Here is a 15,535-nt window from a genome sequence, read left to right on the forward strand (position 1 = left end):
CGCTCCCTGATTACTTGGCGTCGCTACGGTCGAGCGCAGTGCGGATGAGGTCGTTGATGTCCATGTTCTTGATGGCCGAGCTCCGGTCGGCCTCCGCCTGCGCTTCGGCAGGCGCGCCGGGCGCGGCCGGCTTCGCGTCGGCGGGGGCGGTCCCGGAGAGCTCCAGCAGGCGCTCCAGCAGCCCGGACTCGCGGAGCCTGGCCACCGGGATGCCGGCCAGCAGTTCGGCCACCCGGGCGTCGTCGGGCTCCTCGGCCGCCGCCCGGCTCTTCTCCGGCCGCAACCTGTCCAGCAGGTAGCCGGCCAGCGCCGCCGGGGTGGCGTAGTCGAAGATCAGCGTGGACGGCAGGCGCAGCCCGCTGACCGCGTTCAGCTTGTTGCGCAGCTCCACCGCGGCGAGCGAGTCGAAGCCCAACTCGGTGAAGGCGCGCCGGGGTTGGACGGAGGACGGACCGTCGTGCCCGAGCACGGCGGCCACCTGCGAGCGGACCGCCTCCAGCACCGCGTGCTCGTGGTCGGCGGCCGGCAGCGTGCTCAGGCGCTGGGCCAGCGAGGCCGCACCGCCGGAGCCGCCCGAGCCGCCGGCCCCGGTGGCCGCGTCCCGGCGCACGGTGGGCCGCACCAGGGCGCGCAGCACGGCGGGGATCTCCTCGCCGCGCCCGCGCAGCGCCGCCAGGTCCAGGCGGGCCGGCACCAGGGTGGCACGCTCGGCGCGCAGCGCCGCGTCGAACAGGGCCAGCCCCTCGGCCGGGTCCAGCGCGCCGATGCCGGAGCGCTCGATCCGCTCCAGGTCGGCCTCGCCGAGCCCGCCGCCCATCCCGCCGGCGCCCGCCCACAGGCCCCAGGCCAGCGCGGTGGCCGGCAGGCCGGCCGCGACCCGCTGCTCGGCCAGCGCGTCCAGGAAGACGTTGGCCGCCGCGTAGTTGCCCTGCCCGGTGGCGTCCAGCGTGCCGGCCGCCGAGGAGAACAGCACGAACCTGCTGATCTCCCGCTCCAGGGTCAACTCGTGCAGGTGCCAGGCCCCGTCGACCTTGGGCCGCAGCACCGGGTCGATCCGCTCGGGGGTCAGCGAGCCGATCAGCGCGTCGTCCAGGACGCCCGCGGTGTGCACGATGCTGCGCACCGGGTGCTCGGCGAGCAGTGCGGCCAGCGCCGCCCGGTCGGCGACGTCGCAGGCCACCACCGCCACCTGGGCGCCCAGTTCGGCCAGCTCGGCCTGCAACTCCCGTGCCTCGGGGGCCTGCAGGCCCCGGCGCCCGGCCAGCACCAGGCTGGTGACCGCGTGCTGGCGCACCAGGTGCCTGGCCACCAGCGCGCCCAGGCCGCCGGTGCCGCCGGTGATCAGCACGGTGCCCCAGTCGGGGCCCTCCTGATCGGCCTGCGGCAGCTGGACCCTGGCCAGCCGCGGCACCTGGATCCCGCCCTCGCGCAGCGCCAGTTCGGGCTCGCCCGAGTCGAGCGCGGCGGCCAGCAGCGGCAGCGTGAGCGGCTCCTCGCCCAGGCCCGCGACGTCCACCAGGACGATCCGGCCCGGGTCCTCGGCCTGCGCCGCACGGACCAGGCCGCGCACGGCGGCGTCCGCCAGTCCCTGGGCGGTCAGCACCACCAGCGTCGCCTTGGCGTACCGGTCCTCGCGCAGCCACTCCTGGACGGGGCCGAGCACGGCGTGCAGCGCGGCGCGCACGGCCGTGGGCACCGGGCCCTCGGCCGCCGTCGGCACCGGCAGCAGCACCACGTCGGGGACGGCGTCGCCGAGCGCGGTCAGCTCCGGGTGGACGGGCACGTCGAGGCCGAGGCCGTCGGTGCCGAGCACCGCGAACTGCCGGTTGCCCACGCCCTGGGCGGTGAGATCGGGGCGTGGCGTCAGCTCCACGGTGTACAGCGAGTCCTGCTGGGGGCCGAGTTGGCCGGCCGCCACCGGCCGGGTCACGAAGGAGGAGACGGTGGCGACCGGGGTCCCGGCGCCGTCGGAAAGCTCGATCCGGATGCCCTCGCCGCCTTCGCGGGTCAGCCGCACCCGGGCCGCCGAGGCGCCGCCGGCGTGCAGTTCGACCCCGTTCCAGGCGAACGGGAGCAGCACCTTGCCGTCCGCAGGACGCTCCTCGTCCAGCAGCGCGGTGGCGTGCAGGGCGGCGTCCAGCAGCGCGGGGTGCAGGCCGAAGCGAGCGGCGTCGGGCCGTTCGGCGGCGGGGAGTTCGAGCTCGGTGAAGACCTCCTCGCCGCGCCGCCAGGCCGCCTTGACGCCCTGGAAGACCGGGCCGTACTCGTAGCCCTCGGTGCGCATCCGCTCGTACAGGCCGGTGACGTCGACCTCGGTCGCGCCGGCCGGCGGCCACGGGGCGGACGGCTCGGGGCGGACGGTGCCGCGCTCGGCGAGCAGGCCGGTGGCGTTGGTGGTCCAGCCGGCCTCCTCGTCGCCCGCCGGGCGGGAGAAGATCTGCACGGCTCCGCCGCGCGCGGCCACCACCTGGAGCTGCACGGCCCTCGACTCCGGCAGCAGCAGCGGCGCCTGGAGGGTGAGTTCCTCCAGGACCGGCAGGCCGAGCAGGTCGCCGGCCCGGATCGCGAGGTCGACCAGCGCGGTCCCCGGCAGCAGGACCGTGCCGAGGACGGCGTGCTCGGCGAGCATCGGGTGGGTGGCCCGCGACACCCGCCCGGTCAGCACCACCTCGTCGGAGGCGGCCAGCCGGATCTCGGCGCCGACCAGCGGGTGGTCCACCGGCGCCTGGCCCAGGCTGCCCGCGTCGCCCTTGGCGGCCGGGGCGTCCAGCCAGAACCGCCGGTGCTGGAAGGCGTAGGTGGGCAGCTCGACCGCCCGGGCGGTGTAGTCGCCGTAGAGCGCGGGCCAGTCCAGTGCGGCGCCGCGGGTGTGGGCCAGCGCGAGGGCGCCCAGCAGCTCCGCCACCTCGGGCTTGTCCTTGCGGGCGACCGGGACGAAGACGGCGTCCGCGTCCTCGGCCACGCAGTCCGGGCCCAGCGCGCTCAGCACGGCGTCCGGGCCCAGCTCCAGGAAGGTGGTGACCCCCTGGCCGGCCAGCGCGGCGATGCCGTCGGCGAAGCGCACGCCCTCCCGCACGTGCCGGACCCAGTACTCGGGCGTGCCCAGCTCGGCCGCGGTGGCCGGTCGGCCGGTCAGGGTGGAGACGATCGGGATGACCGGCTCGGCGTAGTCGAGTTCGGCCAGCACCGCGCCGAACTCGGCCAGCATGCCGTCCATCCGGGGCGAGTGGAAGGCGTGCGAGACGGTCAGCCGCTTGGAGCGCTCGAAGCGGGCCGCCAGTTCCAGCACCGCCTCGGTGTCGCCGGAGACCACCACGGAGCGCGGTCCGTTGACCGCCGCGATGCCGACCCGCTCGTCCAGCAGCGGCAGCACCTCGGCCTCGCCCGCCCGCACCGCGACCATCGCGCCGCCCTCGGGCAGCGCCTGCATCAGCCGGCCCCGGGCGGCGACCGCCTTCGCCGCGTCCGCCAGCGACCAGACGCCGCTGACGTGCGCCGCGGCCAGCTCGCCGATCGAGTGGCCCGCCAGGAAGTCCGGGCGCAGGCCGAACGACTCCAGCAGCCGGAAGAGCGCCACCTCGGTGGCGAAGAGCGCGGCCTGGGTGTAGGCCGTCCGGCTCAGCAGCTCGGCGTCCGTGCCGAAGACCACCTCGGCCAGCGGCCGCTCCAGCGCCGGGTCCAGGTGGGCGGCGGCGCGGTCGAAGTGCTCGGCGAAGACCGGGAAGGCCTCGTACCACTGGCGTCCCATGCCCGGGCGCTGCGAGCCCTGGCCGGAGAAGAGGAACGCCAGGCCGCCCTCGCCGACCGTGCCGGTGACCAGCCCGGGCGCCTCCTGCCCTGCGCTCAGCGCGGCGAGCGCGGCGTCGAGTTCGGCGCGCTCGGTGGCCAGCACCACCGCGCGGTAGGGGTGCGCGCTGCGGGTGGTGGCCAGTGCGAGGCCCAGGTCGGCGAGGGCCGGCTCGCCGGTGGCGGCCAGCCGCTCGGCCTGGGCGCCCAGTGCCTCGGGGCTGCGGGCCGAGAGCGGCAGCGCCACCAGGGTGGGCGGGGTGCCGGTGGCCGGGGTGTCCTCGACGGGCTGCGCCTCTTCGAGGATCACGTGCGCGTTGGTGCCGCTGATGCCGAAGGAGGAGACGGCGGCGCGGCGCGGGCCGCCGTCGGTCGGCCAGGGCCGGGACTCGGTGAGCAGTTCGACGGCGCCCGCCGTCCAGTCCACCTGGTCCGAGGGGGCGTCCACGTGCAGGGTCCTGGGCAGCACGCCGTGGCGCATCGCCTGGACCATCTTGATCACCCCGGCCACGCCCGCGGCGGCCTGGGTGTGGCCGATGTTGGACTTGATCGAGCCCAGCCAGAGCGGCCGGTCCGCCGCGTGCTCCTGCCCGTACGTCGCGAGCAGGGCCTGCGCCTCGATCGGGTCGCCCAGCGTGGTGCCGGTGCCGTGCGCCTCCACCACGTCGACCTCGGCCGCCGACAGCCCGGCACTGGCCAGCGCCTGGCGGATCACCCGCTGCTGGGAGGGGCCGTTGGGGGCGGTCAGGCCGTTGGAGGCGCCGTCCTGGTTGATCGCGCTGCCCCGCAGCACGGCGAGCACCCGGTGCCCGTTGCGCTCGGCGTCGGAGCGCCGCTCCAGCACCAGCATGCCGACGCCCTCGCCCCAGCCGGTGCCGTCCGCCGCAGCCGCGAAGGACTTGCAGCGCCCGTCGGCGGCCTGGCCGCGCTGGCGGCTGAAGTCGATGAAGGTGTCGGGGGTGGACATCACGGTGACACCGCCGGCCAGCGCCAGCGTGCACTCGCCGCCGCGCAGCGCCTGCGCGGCCAGGTGCAGGGTGACCAGCGAGGAGGAGCAGGCGGTGTCGACGGTGACCGCCGGTCCTTCGAGCCCGAGCGCGTAGGCGACGCGTCCGGAGACCACGCTGCCGAGGGTGCCGTTGCCGAAGTAGGCGGCCACCTCCTCGGGGGCCTCGGTGAGCCAGCTGCCGTAGTCGTGGTACATCACCCCGGCGAACACCCCGGTCGCGGTCCCGCGGACCGTCGCCGGATCGATGCCCGCGCGTTCGAACGCCTCCCAGGAGACCTCCAGCAGCAGGCGCTGCTGCGGGTCCATCGCGACCGCTTCGCGCGGCGAGATGCCGAAGAAGTCGGCGTCGAACTCCGCGGCCCGGTAGAGGAACCCGCCCTCACGGGAGTAGGTCTTGCCGGGCGTGCCCGGCTCCGGGTCGAAGATCGCCTCGGTGTCCCAGCCGCGGTCGGTGGGGAAGTCCGCGATGGTGTCGACGCCGTCGGCGACCAGGCGCCAGAGATCCTCCGGCGACTCGACGCCGCCGGGGTAGCGGCAGCTCATCCCGACGATCACGATCGGGTCCTCGGCCAGGCCGGCGGACGTCACCGCCGGGGCGGCCTGCTCCGCGGACGCGCTGCCGAACAGGGTGTCGCGGATGTGCTCGGCCAGCAGCTTCGGTGACGGGTAGTCGAAGACCAGGGTGGCCGGCAGCCGCAGCCCGGTCGCCGAGTTGAGGCGGTTGCGCAGCTCCACGGCGGCCAGCGAGTCGAAGCCGAGCTCGGTGAACGCCCGGGTCGGGCTGATCGCCGCCGCGCCCTCGTGCCGCAGCACGGCGGCCACCTCGGTGCGGACCAGCTCCAGCAGCGCGCGCTCCCGCTCGGCGGCGGGCAGCGCGGCGAGCGCGCTGTCGGCGGCCAGGTCGCGGGTGCCGCGGGCCGCCGACGCCCGGCGGTTGGCCGGCCGCACCAGGCCGCTGAGCAGCGCGGGGATGCCGTCCGCGCGGCCGCGCACGGCGGCGGCGTCCACCTCGACGGGGACCACCCTGGCCTCGCCGGTGCGCACCGCGGCGTCGAACAGGCGCAGCGAGTGCGCGGCGTCCAGTCCGGGCAGTCCGTAGCGGGCGATCCGGGCCAGCGTCGCCCCGTCGAGCGCGGCGCCCATGCCCGCCTCACCCGTCCACAGGCCCCAGGCCAGGGCGGTGGCGGGCAGGCCCAGCGAGGCACGGTGCTCGGCCAGCGCGTCCAGGAAGGCGTTGGCCGCCGCGTAGTTGCCCTGGCCGGCGCCGTCGAGGACGGCGGCGAGCGAGGAGAAGAGCACGAAGGCCTTCAGGTCGAGCCCGGCGGTGAGCTCGTGCAGGTGGCAGGCGCCGTCCACCTTGGCCCGGAACACCTCCTCCAGCGCCTCCTCGGTGAGCGAGCCGATCACCCCGTCGCGCACCGCGCCGGCGGCGTGGACCACCGAGTCGACCGGGTGGGCGGCCAGCAGCGCGGCCACCGCGGCGCGGTCGCCCACGTCGCAGCCGACCACGGCCACCTCGGCGCCCAACTCGGCCAACTCGGCCGCGAGTTCGGGAGCCGAGCCGCGGCGCCCGGCCAGCACCAGGCGGCGCACACCGTGCTCGGTGACCAGGTGCCGGGCCAGCAGTCCGCCCAGGCCGCCGGTGCCGCCGGTGATCAGGACCCTCCCCCACTCGGGCGCCTCGTTCGCCGCCGACGGCAGCACGGTCAGCCGGGGGGCGGTGAACTCACCACCGAGCAGCGACAGTTCGGGCTCGCCGGTGGCCAGCGCAGCGGTCAGCTCGGCGTCGGTGGGCAGGTCGGCGTGCTCGATCAGGACGAAGCGCCCGGGGTTCTCCGCCTGCGCGGAGCGCACCAGGCCGCGGATCGGCGCCTGGGCGAGCGCGGGCGAGGTGACCACCACCAGCGTGACGTCGGCGAAGCGGTCCTCGGCCAGCCAGGCCTGGAGGACCCGCAGTACCCGGGCGGTGGCGTTCCTGGTCGCGAGCGGCAGGGCCCCGGCGTCGGCGGCCGCGTGGAGCACGACCGCCTGCGGCAGCGGGTCGGCGAGGCCCGCGAGGCCGGTCTCGGCAGGCTCGCCGGCCAGCACCGCGATCCGCAGCGGCTCCGGCGCGCTCGGCACGCCCAGCGGCGACTGCCGTACGGCGTAGAGGACTTCGTCGTCCGAGACCGGGCGGGAGACCAGGCCCCGCACGGTGGCCAGCGGCGCGCCGGTGGCGTCCGCGAAGTCGAGCGCGAGGGTGTCCTGGCCCGGGTGGGAGATCCGCACCCGCACCGCGGCGGCACCGGCGGCGTACAGCGACACCCCGGTCCAGGCGAACGGCACCAGCACCTCGGCGCGGGGCTCGGCGCCCCGGACGGGCTCTAGGTCGGCGGCGTGCAGGGCGGCGTCCAGCAGCGCCGGGTGCAGGCCGAACTCTCCTGCCTCGGCGGCGAGTTCGGCGGTCAGCGCGACCTCGGCGAAGATCTCGCCGCCGTGCCGCCAGGCTGCCCGCAGCCCCTGGAACGCCGGGCCGTAGCCGTAGCCCTGGGCCGCCAGGGTCTCGTAGACGCCGGTGAGGTCGATCGCCTCGGCGCCCTGCGGCGGCCAGCTGTCCAGCGGCTGCGGCAGCGGTTCGGCGGCGGGTGCCAGCACACCGCTGGCGTGCTGGGTCCACTGCCCCGCGTCCGCGCCGTCCGCCCTGGAGTGGATGGTCAGCTGCCGGCGCCCGCTCTCGTCCGGCTCGCCGACGGCGACCTGGATGCCCGTGCCGCCCTCGGCCGGCAGCACCAGCGGGGCGCCCAGGGTGAGTTCCTCGATCGCACCCGCGCCCACGTGGTCGCCCGCGCGCACGGCCAGCTCCACGAAGGCGGTGCCGGGGAAGAGCACCCGCCCGGCGATGACGTGATCGCCCAGCCAGGGCCGGGACCGCAGCGAGAGGTGTCCGGTCAGCACCACACCGTCCGCGCCGACGGCCACCACCGCACTCAACAGCGGGTGACTGGCGGGCAGCTGGCCGAGGTCGGCGAGGTCCGCACGGGCCGAGCCAGGTTCCAGCCAGAACCGCCTGCGCTGGAAGGGGTAGTTCGGCAGGTCGATCCGCTGCCCGTCGCGACCGGCGTGGAAGCGGGCCCAGTCCACCGGCACACCGGCGCGGTAGGCCGCCGCCAGGGCCAGCACGGCCTGCCGCGGCTCGGGGTGCTCGCGGCGCAGCAGCGGGGCGAAGACGGCCGCGGAGTCCTCCAGGCACTCCTGGCCCATGGCGCAGAGCACGCCGTCCGGACCGATCTCCAGGAAGGTGCCGACCCCGGCGCCGGCCAGCTCCGTCATGGCGTCGGCGAACCGCACCTGCGCGGCCACGTGCTCGACCCAGTACTCGGGCGTCGCCAGCTGCTCGGAGCACAGCTCGCCGGTGACCGTGGAGACGATCGGGATCTTCGGCGCGGCGTACGCCAGGACCCTGGCGATCCGGCGGAACTCGGTGAGCATCGGCTCCATCAGCGGTGAGTGGAACGCGTGGCTCACCCGCAGCCGCTTGGTCCGGTGCCCGGCCGCGGCCAGCTCCTCGGCGATCCGCAGCACCTCCTGCTCGGCGCCGGAGAGCACCACCGCACGCGGGCCGTTCACCGCAGCGAGGCCGACCTGCCCGGTGAGCAGCGGCGCCACCTCGGCCTCGGTGGCCTGCACCGCGACCATCGCGCCGCCCGCCGGCAGCGCCTGCATCAGCCGGCCGCGCGCGGCCACCAGGATGGCGGCGTCCTCCAGCGTGAGGACCCCGGCCACGTGCGCGGCGGCCAGCTCGCCGATGGAGTGTCCGGCCAGGTAGTCGGGGCGCAGGCCCCAGCTCTCGGCCAGCCGGAACAGGGCGACCTCGATCGCGAACAGGGCCGGCTGGGCGTACTCGGTGCGGTGCAGCAGCTCGGCCCCGGCCGAGCCCTCGGCCGCGAACAGCACCTCGGTGAGCGGCAGCTCCAGGTGGAGGTCCAGGTAGCCGCAGGCCTGCTCCAGGGCGCCGGCGAACACCGGGAAGGCGTCGATCAGTTCACGCCCCATCGCCAGGCGCTGGCTGCCCTGCCCGGTGAACAGGAAGGCGAGCTTGCCGGGGCCGGCGACACCGGAGAGGGCCGCGCCGGAGGAGGCCGCGCCGGAGGCGATCGCGCTCAGCGCGGCGCGCAGCTCCTCGCGGTCCTCGGCAACGATCGCGGCCCGGTTCGCCAGGCCGGCCCGGGTGGTGGCCAGCGAGTAGGACAGGTCGGCGAGTCGCATCTCGTCGCGGTCCAGTAGCGGGAGCAGGTCCGCGGCCCGTTGGCGCAGCGCCTGCTCACCGCGCGCCGACAGCACGTACGGCAGCACGCCGGAGGGGGTGGGGCCGGCCGGGTCGGCGGCGTCCCCCTCGGCGGCGGGCTGCTCGGCCTCGGCCTCGTGCTCCAGCAGGAGGTGGGCGTTGGTGCCGCTGACGCCGAAGGAGGAGACACCGGCACGGCGCGGCGCCCCGGTCCGCGGCCACGGCCGGCCCTCGGTGAGCAGTTCGACCGCGCCGGCCGACCAGTTGACGTGCGGGCTCGGGGCGTCGATGTGCAGGCTCTTCGGCAGGAAGCCGTTGCGCATGCTCAGCACCATCTTGATCACACCGGCCACACCGGCGGCGCCCTGGGTGTGGCCCAGGTTCGACTTGGCCGAGCCGAGCAGCAGCGGTGCGCCCTCGGGCCGGTCCTGCCCGTAGGTGGCGATCAGCGCGCTCGCCTCGATCGGGTCGCCCAGCGTGGTGCCGGTGCCGTGCGCGTCGACGGCGTCCACCTCGGCGGCGCGCAGACCGGCGTTCGCCAGGGCCTGGCGGATCAGCCGCTGCTGCGAGGTGCCGCTGGGCGCGGTGAGCCCGTTGCTGGCACCGTCCTGGTTGACCGCCGAGCCGCGCACCACGGCCAGCACCTGGTGGTTGTTGCGCCGCGCCTCGGAGAGCCGCTCCAGGACCAGCACGCCGACGCCCTCGGCGAAGCCCGTACCGTCCGCCGCCGCCGCGAAGGCCTTGCAGCGGCCGTCGGGGGCCAGGCCGCGCTGCCGGCTGAAGGCGGTGAAGACGCCCGGGCCGCCCATCACCGCGACGCCGCCGGCCAGCGCCAGCGAGGACTCGCCCGCGCGCAGCGACTGGCAGGCCAGGTGGATGGCGACCAGCGAGGCCGAGCAGGCGGTGTCGACGGTGACCGCGGGGCCCACCGCGCCGAGCACATAGGCCACCCGCCCGGAGATGACGCTGGGCGCGTTGCCGGTCATCAGGTAGGCGTCCAGGCCGTCGGGGGCCTCGTGCAGCCGCGGGCCGTACTCCTGCACCTCGGCGCCGAAGAACATCCCGGCCTCGGTGCCGCGCAGCGCCAGCGGGTCGACACCGGCGTGCTCCAGCGCCTGCCAGGCGGTCTCCAGGACCAGCCGCTGCTGCGGGTCCATGGCCAGCGCCTCGCGCGGGCTGATGCCGAAGAAGTCGGCGTCGAACTCGGTTGCCGTGTCGAGGAATCCGCCGCTGCGGACATAGCTGCTGCCGGGGGTGTCCGGGTCCTCGTCGAACATCCGCTCGAGGTCCCAGCCGCGGTCCTCGGGGAAGTCGGAGAGCACCTCGCCGCCGTCGAGCAGCAGCTGCCACAGCGCGTCCGGCGAGTCCACCCCGCCCGCGAACCGGCAGCCGATGCCCACGATCGCGATCGGCTCGTCCGCCGCACCGAGGTTGGCGGTCGGGGCCGGTTCGGGGGTGACGACGCCGAGCGCCGCGGCGAGCAGCCGGTCGACCAGCGCGGCCGGGGTCGGGCACTCGTAGACCACGGTGACCGGCAGGTCGAGACCGGTGGCCGCGACCAGGCGGGCCTGCAGGTCGACCGAGGCCAGCGAGTCGAAGCCGAGCTCGGTGAAGGCGAGCGCGGTGTCCAGGGTCTCGGCCGCCTCCGGGCGTGCGGCCTTCAGCGCCGCCACCGCCGTGCTGCTCACGAGGTCGAGAACCAACCTCCGGTGCTCCGACGGCGCGGCAGCGGCCAGCAGCCGGGCCAGTACTGAATCGGAACTGGACTCATTCATCCGCGCATCTCCCACATTCGGCCAAGACCGTTTACCAGACGAACAGTTACGCGGGGGCATCGGCGCCCGGCCGCGCATCGCCCCCATCACGCCGCGCCGCTCTCAGCGCCCGGCTCCCGAGCCCGGCCGGCTCAGGCGGCACCGCCGGCGAGCGCATGGCTCTGCCCGGCGGCAATCGCTTCGTTGTCGAACTTCCAGCGGATGTAGGACAGTGACCCCAGCAGCTCGCCGGAGGTGACGGTGTGGGACTCGCCGGCCTCCACCACCCCGGCCAGCGGCAGCCTGCCGATGTCCGCCCAGCGCAGCCGCCCCTCCCCGTCCAGGTAGCTGCGGGTGCGCCCCTGGTTGTCGGGGTGCAGGCAGTAGGGGATGTCCAGGTACCCGCGCTGGAACGCCAGCAGCATCGCCCGCCCGACGTCCGGGTCCAGGTTCAGCACCGCGGAGACCAGCGCCGCGGCCTCCGCGTAGGTCTGCGAGTCGCCGCCGTCGTCGGCGACCCGCTCGGTGCGGGCCGCGCGCGCCGCCGCGTGCTCCAGCGCGCTGACGTTCTCCGCCACCGTCGGGATCCGCACGGACTCGGCGACGGTCTTCACGATCAGCCGCTCCGAGCCGGTCGCGGCGGCCAGCTCGGCCGCACCGCCGAGCAGCGCCAGCGATCCGCGCGCCGTGGTGGGGTAGACGCCCATGTAGGCGTAGATGACGACGTGCCAGTCCGTGTCGGGCAGCAGCTCGGCGCAGAGCCGGCGCAGCGCGAACACGGCCTCCACGTCCTGACCGGGGTGCGTCTGCTGGGCGTAGCTGGCCGAGATCGAGCGCAGCCCGTGCTGGTGGAAGAAGAGCGCTTCGAGCGCGCTGATCGCCACCAGCTGGCTGGGCGGGCAGAGTTGGCCGAGCATGCAGCCGCCGAAGGTCTCCAGGTGCGGCTCCCGCCCCAGTTCGCGCAGGCGGCTGAACAGGTCGCAGGAACGCTCCCAGTTCGCCAGCGACTCGTGCAGCGGGATCCGCCCGTACGGCAGGCAGTAGGAGACCGGGCCGCCCTCCGAGGCGTCCAGTCCCACCGTCATCAGCGCCCGGAAGATGGCCAGCGGCGCGGCCGAGCCGTGCCGGACCTGCACCGGGAAGTCCGCGCCGTGGATCCCGTCCAGCACCCGCCTGGTGGTCTCCAGGTCGTGGCTGACGATCGGGTAGCCGTTGAGCGAAACACCTTCCAGCAGGGCGAGTTCGGCCGACTCCAGGTCGTTCACCCGGGTGTAGCTGTCCAGCGTGACGGTGCCGACCGTGCGCCCGGCGGCGCCCTTGGTGGCCAGCAGTCCGGCCCGCATCAGCTCCGGGTCGCTCATCCCCATCCGGGGCTGCACCACGAGCTCACCCGCCTGGTGCGCCCGGCGGACGAACGCACCGAACCCGCCGAACCCGCCCCCGCTCACGTCAGCACCCGCTGCGGGAGCGAGTCGAGCAGCCGCTGGAAGGAGGCGATTCCCTCCGCCCCGTCGTCGAAGACCGCGTCGTAGCCGGCGGCGATCAACTCGGCCAGCTGCTCGGCGCTCTGGGCACCGGCGATGCCCAACTTGCCGCCGATCACCGCCGGCAGGGCGCTCAGCTCGGCGCACTCGCGCACCTTGCCGATCATCCGGATGCCGTCCTGGTAGCCGTGCCCGTTGACGCTGCTGACCACCAGCAGGGCCGGGCGCCGCGCCAGGCTCTCGGCGACCAGCAGGTCGGTGGGCACGCACGGACCGAGGTTCACCACGTCGAACCCCAGCTCCTCCAGCAGCAGTTGCAGGAAGACCAGGTTCCAGGTGTGCGAGTCGGAGGTGCCGCCCGCGACGATCACCGTCGCGTCCCGCTTGACCACCGCGGGCTTGTCCGACCCGGTGGCGGCGGGCTCGCGCCGCTCGGCCGGCACGGTGCTGTCCTGCTCGGCGGGCAGCGGCATCACAGCTCCTGGCCGAGCTCGTAGGCGCGGGTGTGCTCGATCCGCGACACCGAGACCAACTCCTCGCCGCGGACCAGGATCTCGGTCGGTGCGGGGCGGCCGAGGAACATCAGCAGGCTGGCGGTCGGGCCGTAGGCACCGGCGTTGGGGATGTTCACCACGTCCCCGGGCGCCAGCGCGGGCAGCTCGATGTCGCGGCCGAGCACATCGCCCGGGGTGCAGAGCGGGCCGACCAGGCTGGCGATCTGCTCGAGCGGGATCCCCTCGTCGTCCAGGCGTACCGAGACCGGCATGATCCGACCCAGGCCCGACATGCCGCCGAAGGTGTTGATCCCGCCGTCCAGGATCACGAAGCGCCGGCCGCGGCTCTCCTTGAGGTTGACCACGCCGACCATCAGGGTGCCGCTGTCGCCCACCAGGTAGCGCCCGGACTCGACCGCGAACCTCACCTCGCCGCTGCGCCAGCCGGGGAACCACTCGTCCAGCGAACCCGCCATCGCCTCGCGCAGGTTGCCGTACACCGGCCGCTCACCGCTGACCGCGTAGGGCACCGAGAAGCCGCCGCCGATGTCGACGAAGCGGAAGCGGGTGCCGAGCTCGTCCTGCAGCCGGGCGGCCACCGAGATGGTGTGCTGGAACTCCCCGATCAGGCTCGCCTCGTCCTTGGCGTTGCTGAGCGGGAAGAAGTGCGCACCCGCCACGTCCGTCCCGGGCACGTCGAAGAGCTGCTCGCGCAGCTCCGGCAGCGTCTCGCTGTCGAAGCCGAACTGGGAGGGCACGCCGGTCATCCGGATGCTCGACGTGGCGCTGGCGTTGGCGCTGTTGACCCGCAACAGGCAGGTGGCGACGGTGCCGAGCCGGCTGGCGACCGCGCCGATGTTGCGCAGATCGCCCAGCGACTCGACCGAGAAGAGCCGCACCCCGGCGCCCAGCGCCTCGGTCAGCTCCTCGTCGGTCTTGCCGGGGCCGGTGTAGAGGATCTCGTCGGCGCCGAAGCCGGCCTTCAGCACCGCAGCCAGCTCACCGGTGGAGCTGATCTCCGCCCGGCAGCGCCGGCCCTCGCCGGCGCGCATCTCGCGCAGCAGCTCGGGGTGCGGGTTCGCCTTCGCCGCGTAGAAGAGTTCGACCTCCTCGGGCAGCGCGGCGAACAGGTCGCGTCGGGCAGCCGCGATGCGGTCCAGGTCGTAGACGTACGACGGAGTACCGAAGCGCTTGGCGAGCTCGGCGTAGCCGGTCACGGGGTGGTCCCTTCGAAGAGGAGAGCGAGCTTCCTGCGATCGTGCTTGCCGTGCAGGGTGAGCGGCAGCTCGTCGACCCCCTGGCACAGGCCCGGCACCTTGGCCGGCTCCAGGCGCAGCGACAGCTCCCGCAGCACGGTGTGCGGCGCCAGCTCGCCCACCACGCAGATCGCGAGGTCGCGGCCCTCGGTCGGCGGCAGCACCGCGGCGGCCTGGACACCGGGGATGTCCGTCGCGGCCGCCTCGATCTCGATCGTGCTCATCCGCACGCCCTTGCGCTTGAACATGTCGTCCCGGCGGCCCTCGTAGTAGAGGAACCCGTCCTCGTCCACGCTGCCGAAGTCGCCGGTGTGCAGCCGCCGTTGGCCGGTGACCGGGTCGGTGCGGAAGGCCTTGGCGGTGAGCTCGGGCGCCCGCCAGTAGCCGGGCATCACGTGCGGGCCCTCGACCACGATCTCGCCGGCCGCGCCGGTGGGCACCTCGTTGCCGTCCTCGTCGAGGATCAGCACCCTGGTCCCCGGCAGCGGACGGCCCACCGAGGTGGGCTTGCTGTCCTCGAACTCGGGCGGCAGCACCGAGATGCGCTTGCACTCGGTCTGGCCGAACTGGCGGATCACCTCGGCGCCGGGGAACGCCGTGCGCAGCGCGTCCACCGTGGTCTTCGGCAGCGCGGCACCGGTGTTGGTGAACATCCGCACCTTCGAGGAGCCGCCCGGGTCGCGCTCGGCGAGGGAGCAGATCATCGCCGCCAGCGAGGGCACGATCGGCACCACGGTCGCGCCGCTCTCGCGGATCCGCCGCAGCAGCACCAGGTCCGAGTCGGTGTCGGCCAGCACCAGTTCGGAGCGGCCGAGCGCGGCGAGCAGGATCTTGTAGAGCCCGTAGTCCCAGGAGATCGGGAAGCGGCAGAACACCACGTCGTCGGGGCGGTAGCCGAGCTCCTCGTTGATCGCCCGGGAGGCGAAGACCATCTGGCGGTGCGGGCAGATCACGCCCTTGGGCGCGGCGGTGCTGCCGGAGGTGTAGACCAGGACGGCGACCTCGTCGGCGTCGACCTGCTGGACGGCCGCCCGCGCGCCGGCGCCCTGCAGCGCGGTCACCTCGGGCCAGACCGCGCCGAAGCCCAGCACCGGGGCCGGCGAGAACCCGGCGATCCGGTCCACCGCTTCGTCGGCGACGATCACCAGCCGGGGTTCGGCGTTGGCGAGCACCGAGCGCAGGTGGTACTCCTTCATGCCCGGGTTCAGCGGCACCAGCACCGCGCCGCGCCGGGCCGTGCCGTAGAACAGCGCCACCAGCGCGCGGTTGCTCGGCAGTTGGACCAGCACCCGGTCACCGGCGCGCACGCCGCGCGCCTCCAGCCACGCGTCGACCGCGTGGCTGTGCTCGCTGAGCTCGCGGTAGGTCCAGCGCCCGTCCCGGTCGCCGACCGCGACGGCACCGGGCGCGGCGTCCGCCGTCGCCTCGTCGAGCACCCCGTGCACCAGCACGGCGGGCTCGGCCTGCGGTATCGCGTTACGACTCACG

General features: G+C 75.0%; 5 protein-coding genes. All 5 read right to left on the reverse strand.

Going from position 1 to position 15,535, the window contains the following annotated elements; all coding sequences use genetic code 11:
* Positions 1-10 precede the first annotated feature (10 nt).
* The 5 genes from OG500_RS10930 to OG500_RS10950 all read right to left on the reverse strand — a co-directional run bounded on the left by OG500_RS10930 (position 11) and on the right by OG500_RS10950 (position 15,534).
* On the reverse strand, positions 11-10,834 hold the full coding sequence (locus OG500_RS10930; RefSeq protein ID WP_329579195.1) for a type I polyketide synthase: 10,824 nt from the start codon (positions 10,832-10,834) through the stop codon (positions 11-13).
* A gap of 131 nt (positions 10,835-10,965) precedes the next feature.
* The gene (locus OG500_RS10935; protein WP_329579198.1) at positions 10,966-12,261 is read right to left on the reverse strand and encodes a methylaspartate mutase; all 1,296 of its coding nucleotides are present in this window, start codon (positions 12,259-12,261) and stop codon (positions 10,966-10,968) included.
* Positions 12,258-12,770: a cobalamin B12-binding domain-containing protein gene (locus tag OG500_RS10940; protein ID WP_329579200.1), complete on the reverse strand. Its 513-nt coding sequence runs from the start codon at positions 12,768-12,770 to the stop codon at positions 12,258-12,260. The genes OG500_RS10935 and OG500_RS10940 overlap by 4 nt, the downstream gene beginning before the upstream one ends.
* Positions 12,770-14,008, reverse strand: a complete 1,239-nt coding sequence (locus OG500_RS10945; RefSeq protein WP_327066358.1) for a type III PLP-dependent enzyme — start codon at positions 14,006-14,008, stop codon at positions 12,770-12,772. The genes OG500_RS10940 and OG500_RS10945 overlap by 1 nt, the downstream gene beginning before the upstream one ends.
* Entirely contained in the window at positions 14,005-15,534 is a 1,530-nt protein-coding gene (locus OG500_RS10950) for an AMP-binding protein (protein ID WP_327066359.1), read from the reverse strand. Before OG500_RS10950 ends, OG500_RS10945 begins: the two co-directional genes overlap by 4 nt.
* Between the last annotated feature and the right edge of the window lies 1 nt (position 15,535).

Origin of the sequence: Kitasatospora sp. NBC_01250, assembly GCF_036226465.1 — a bacterium.
In the GTDB taxonomy this organism is placed as follows: Bacteria; Actinomycetota; Actinomycetes; order Streptomycetales; family Streptomycetaceae; genus Kitasatospora.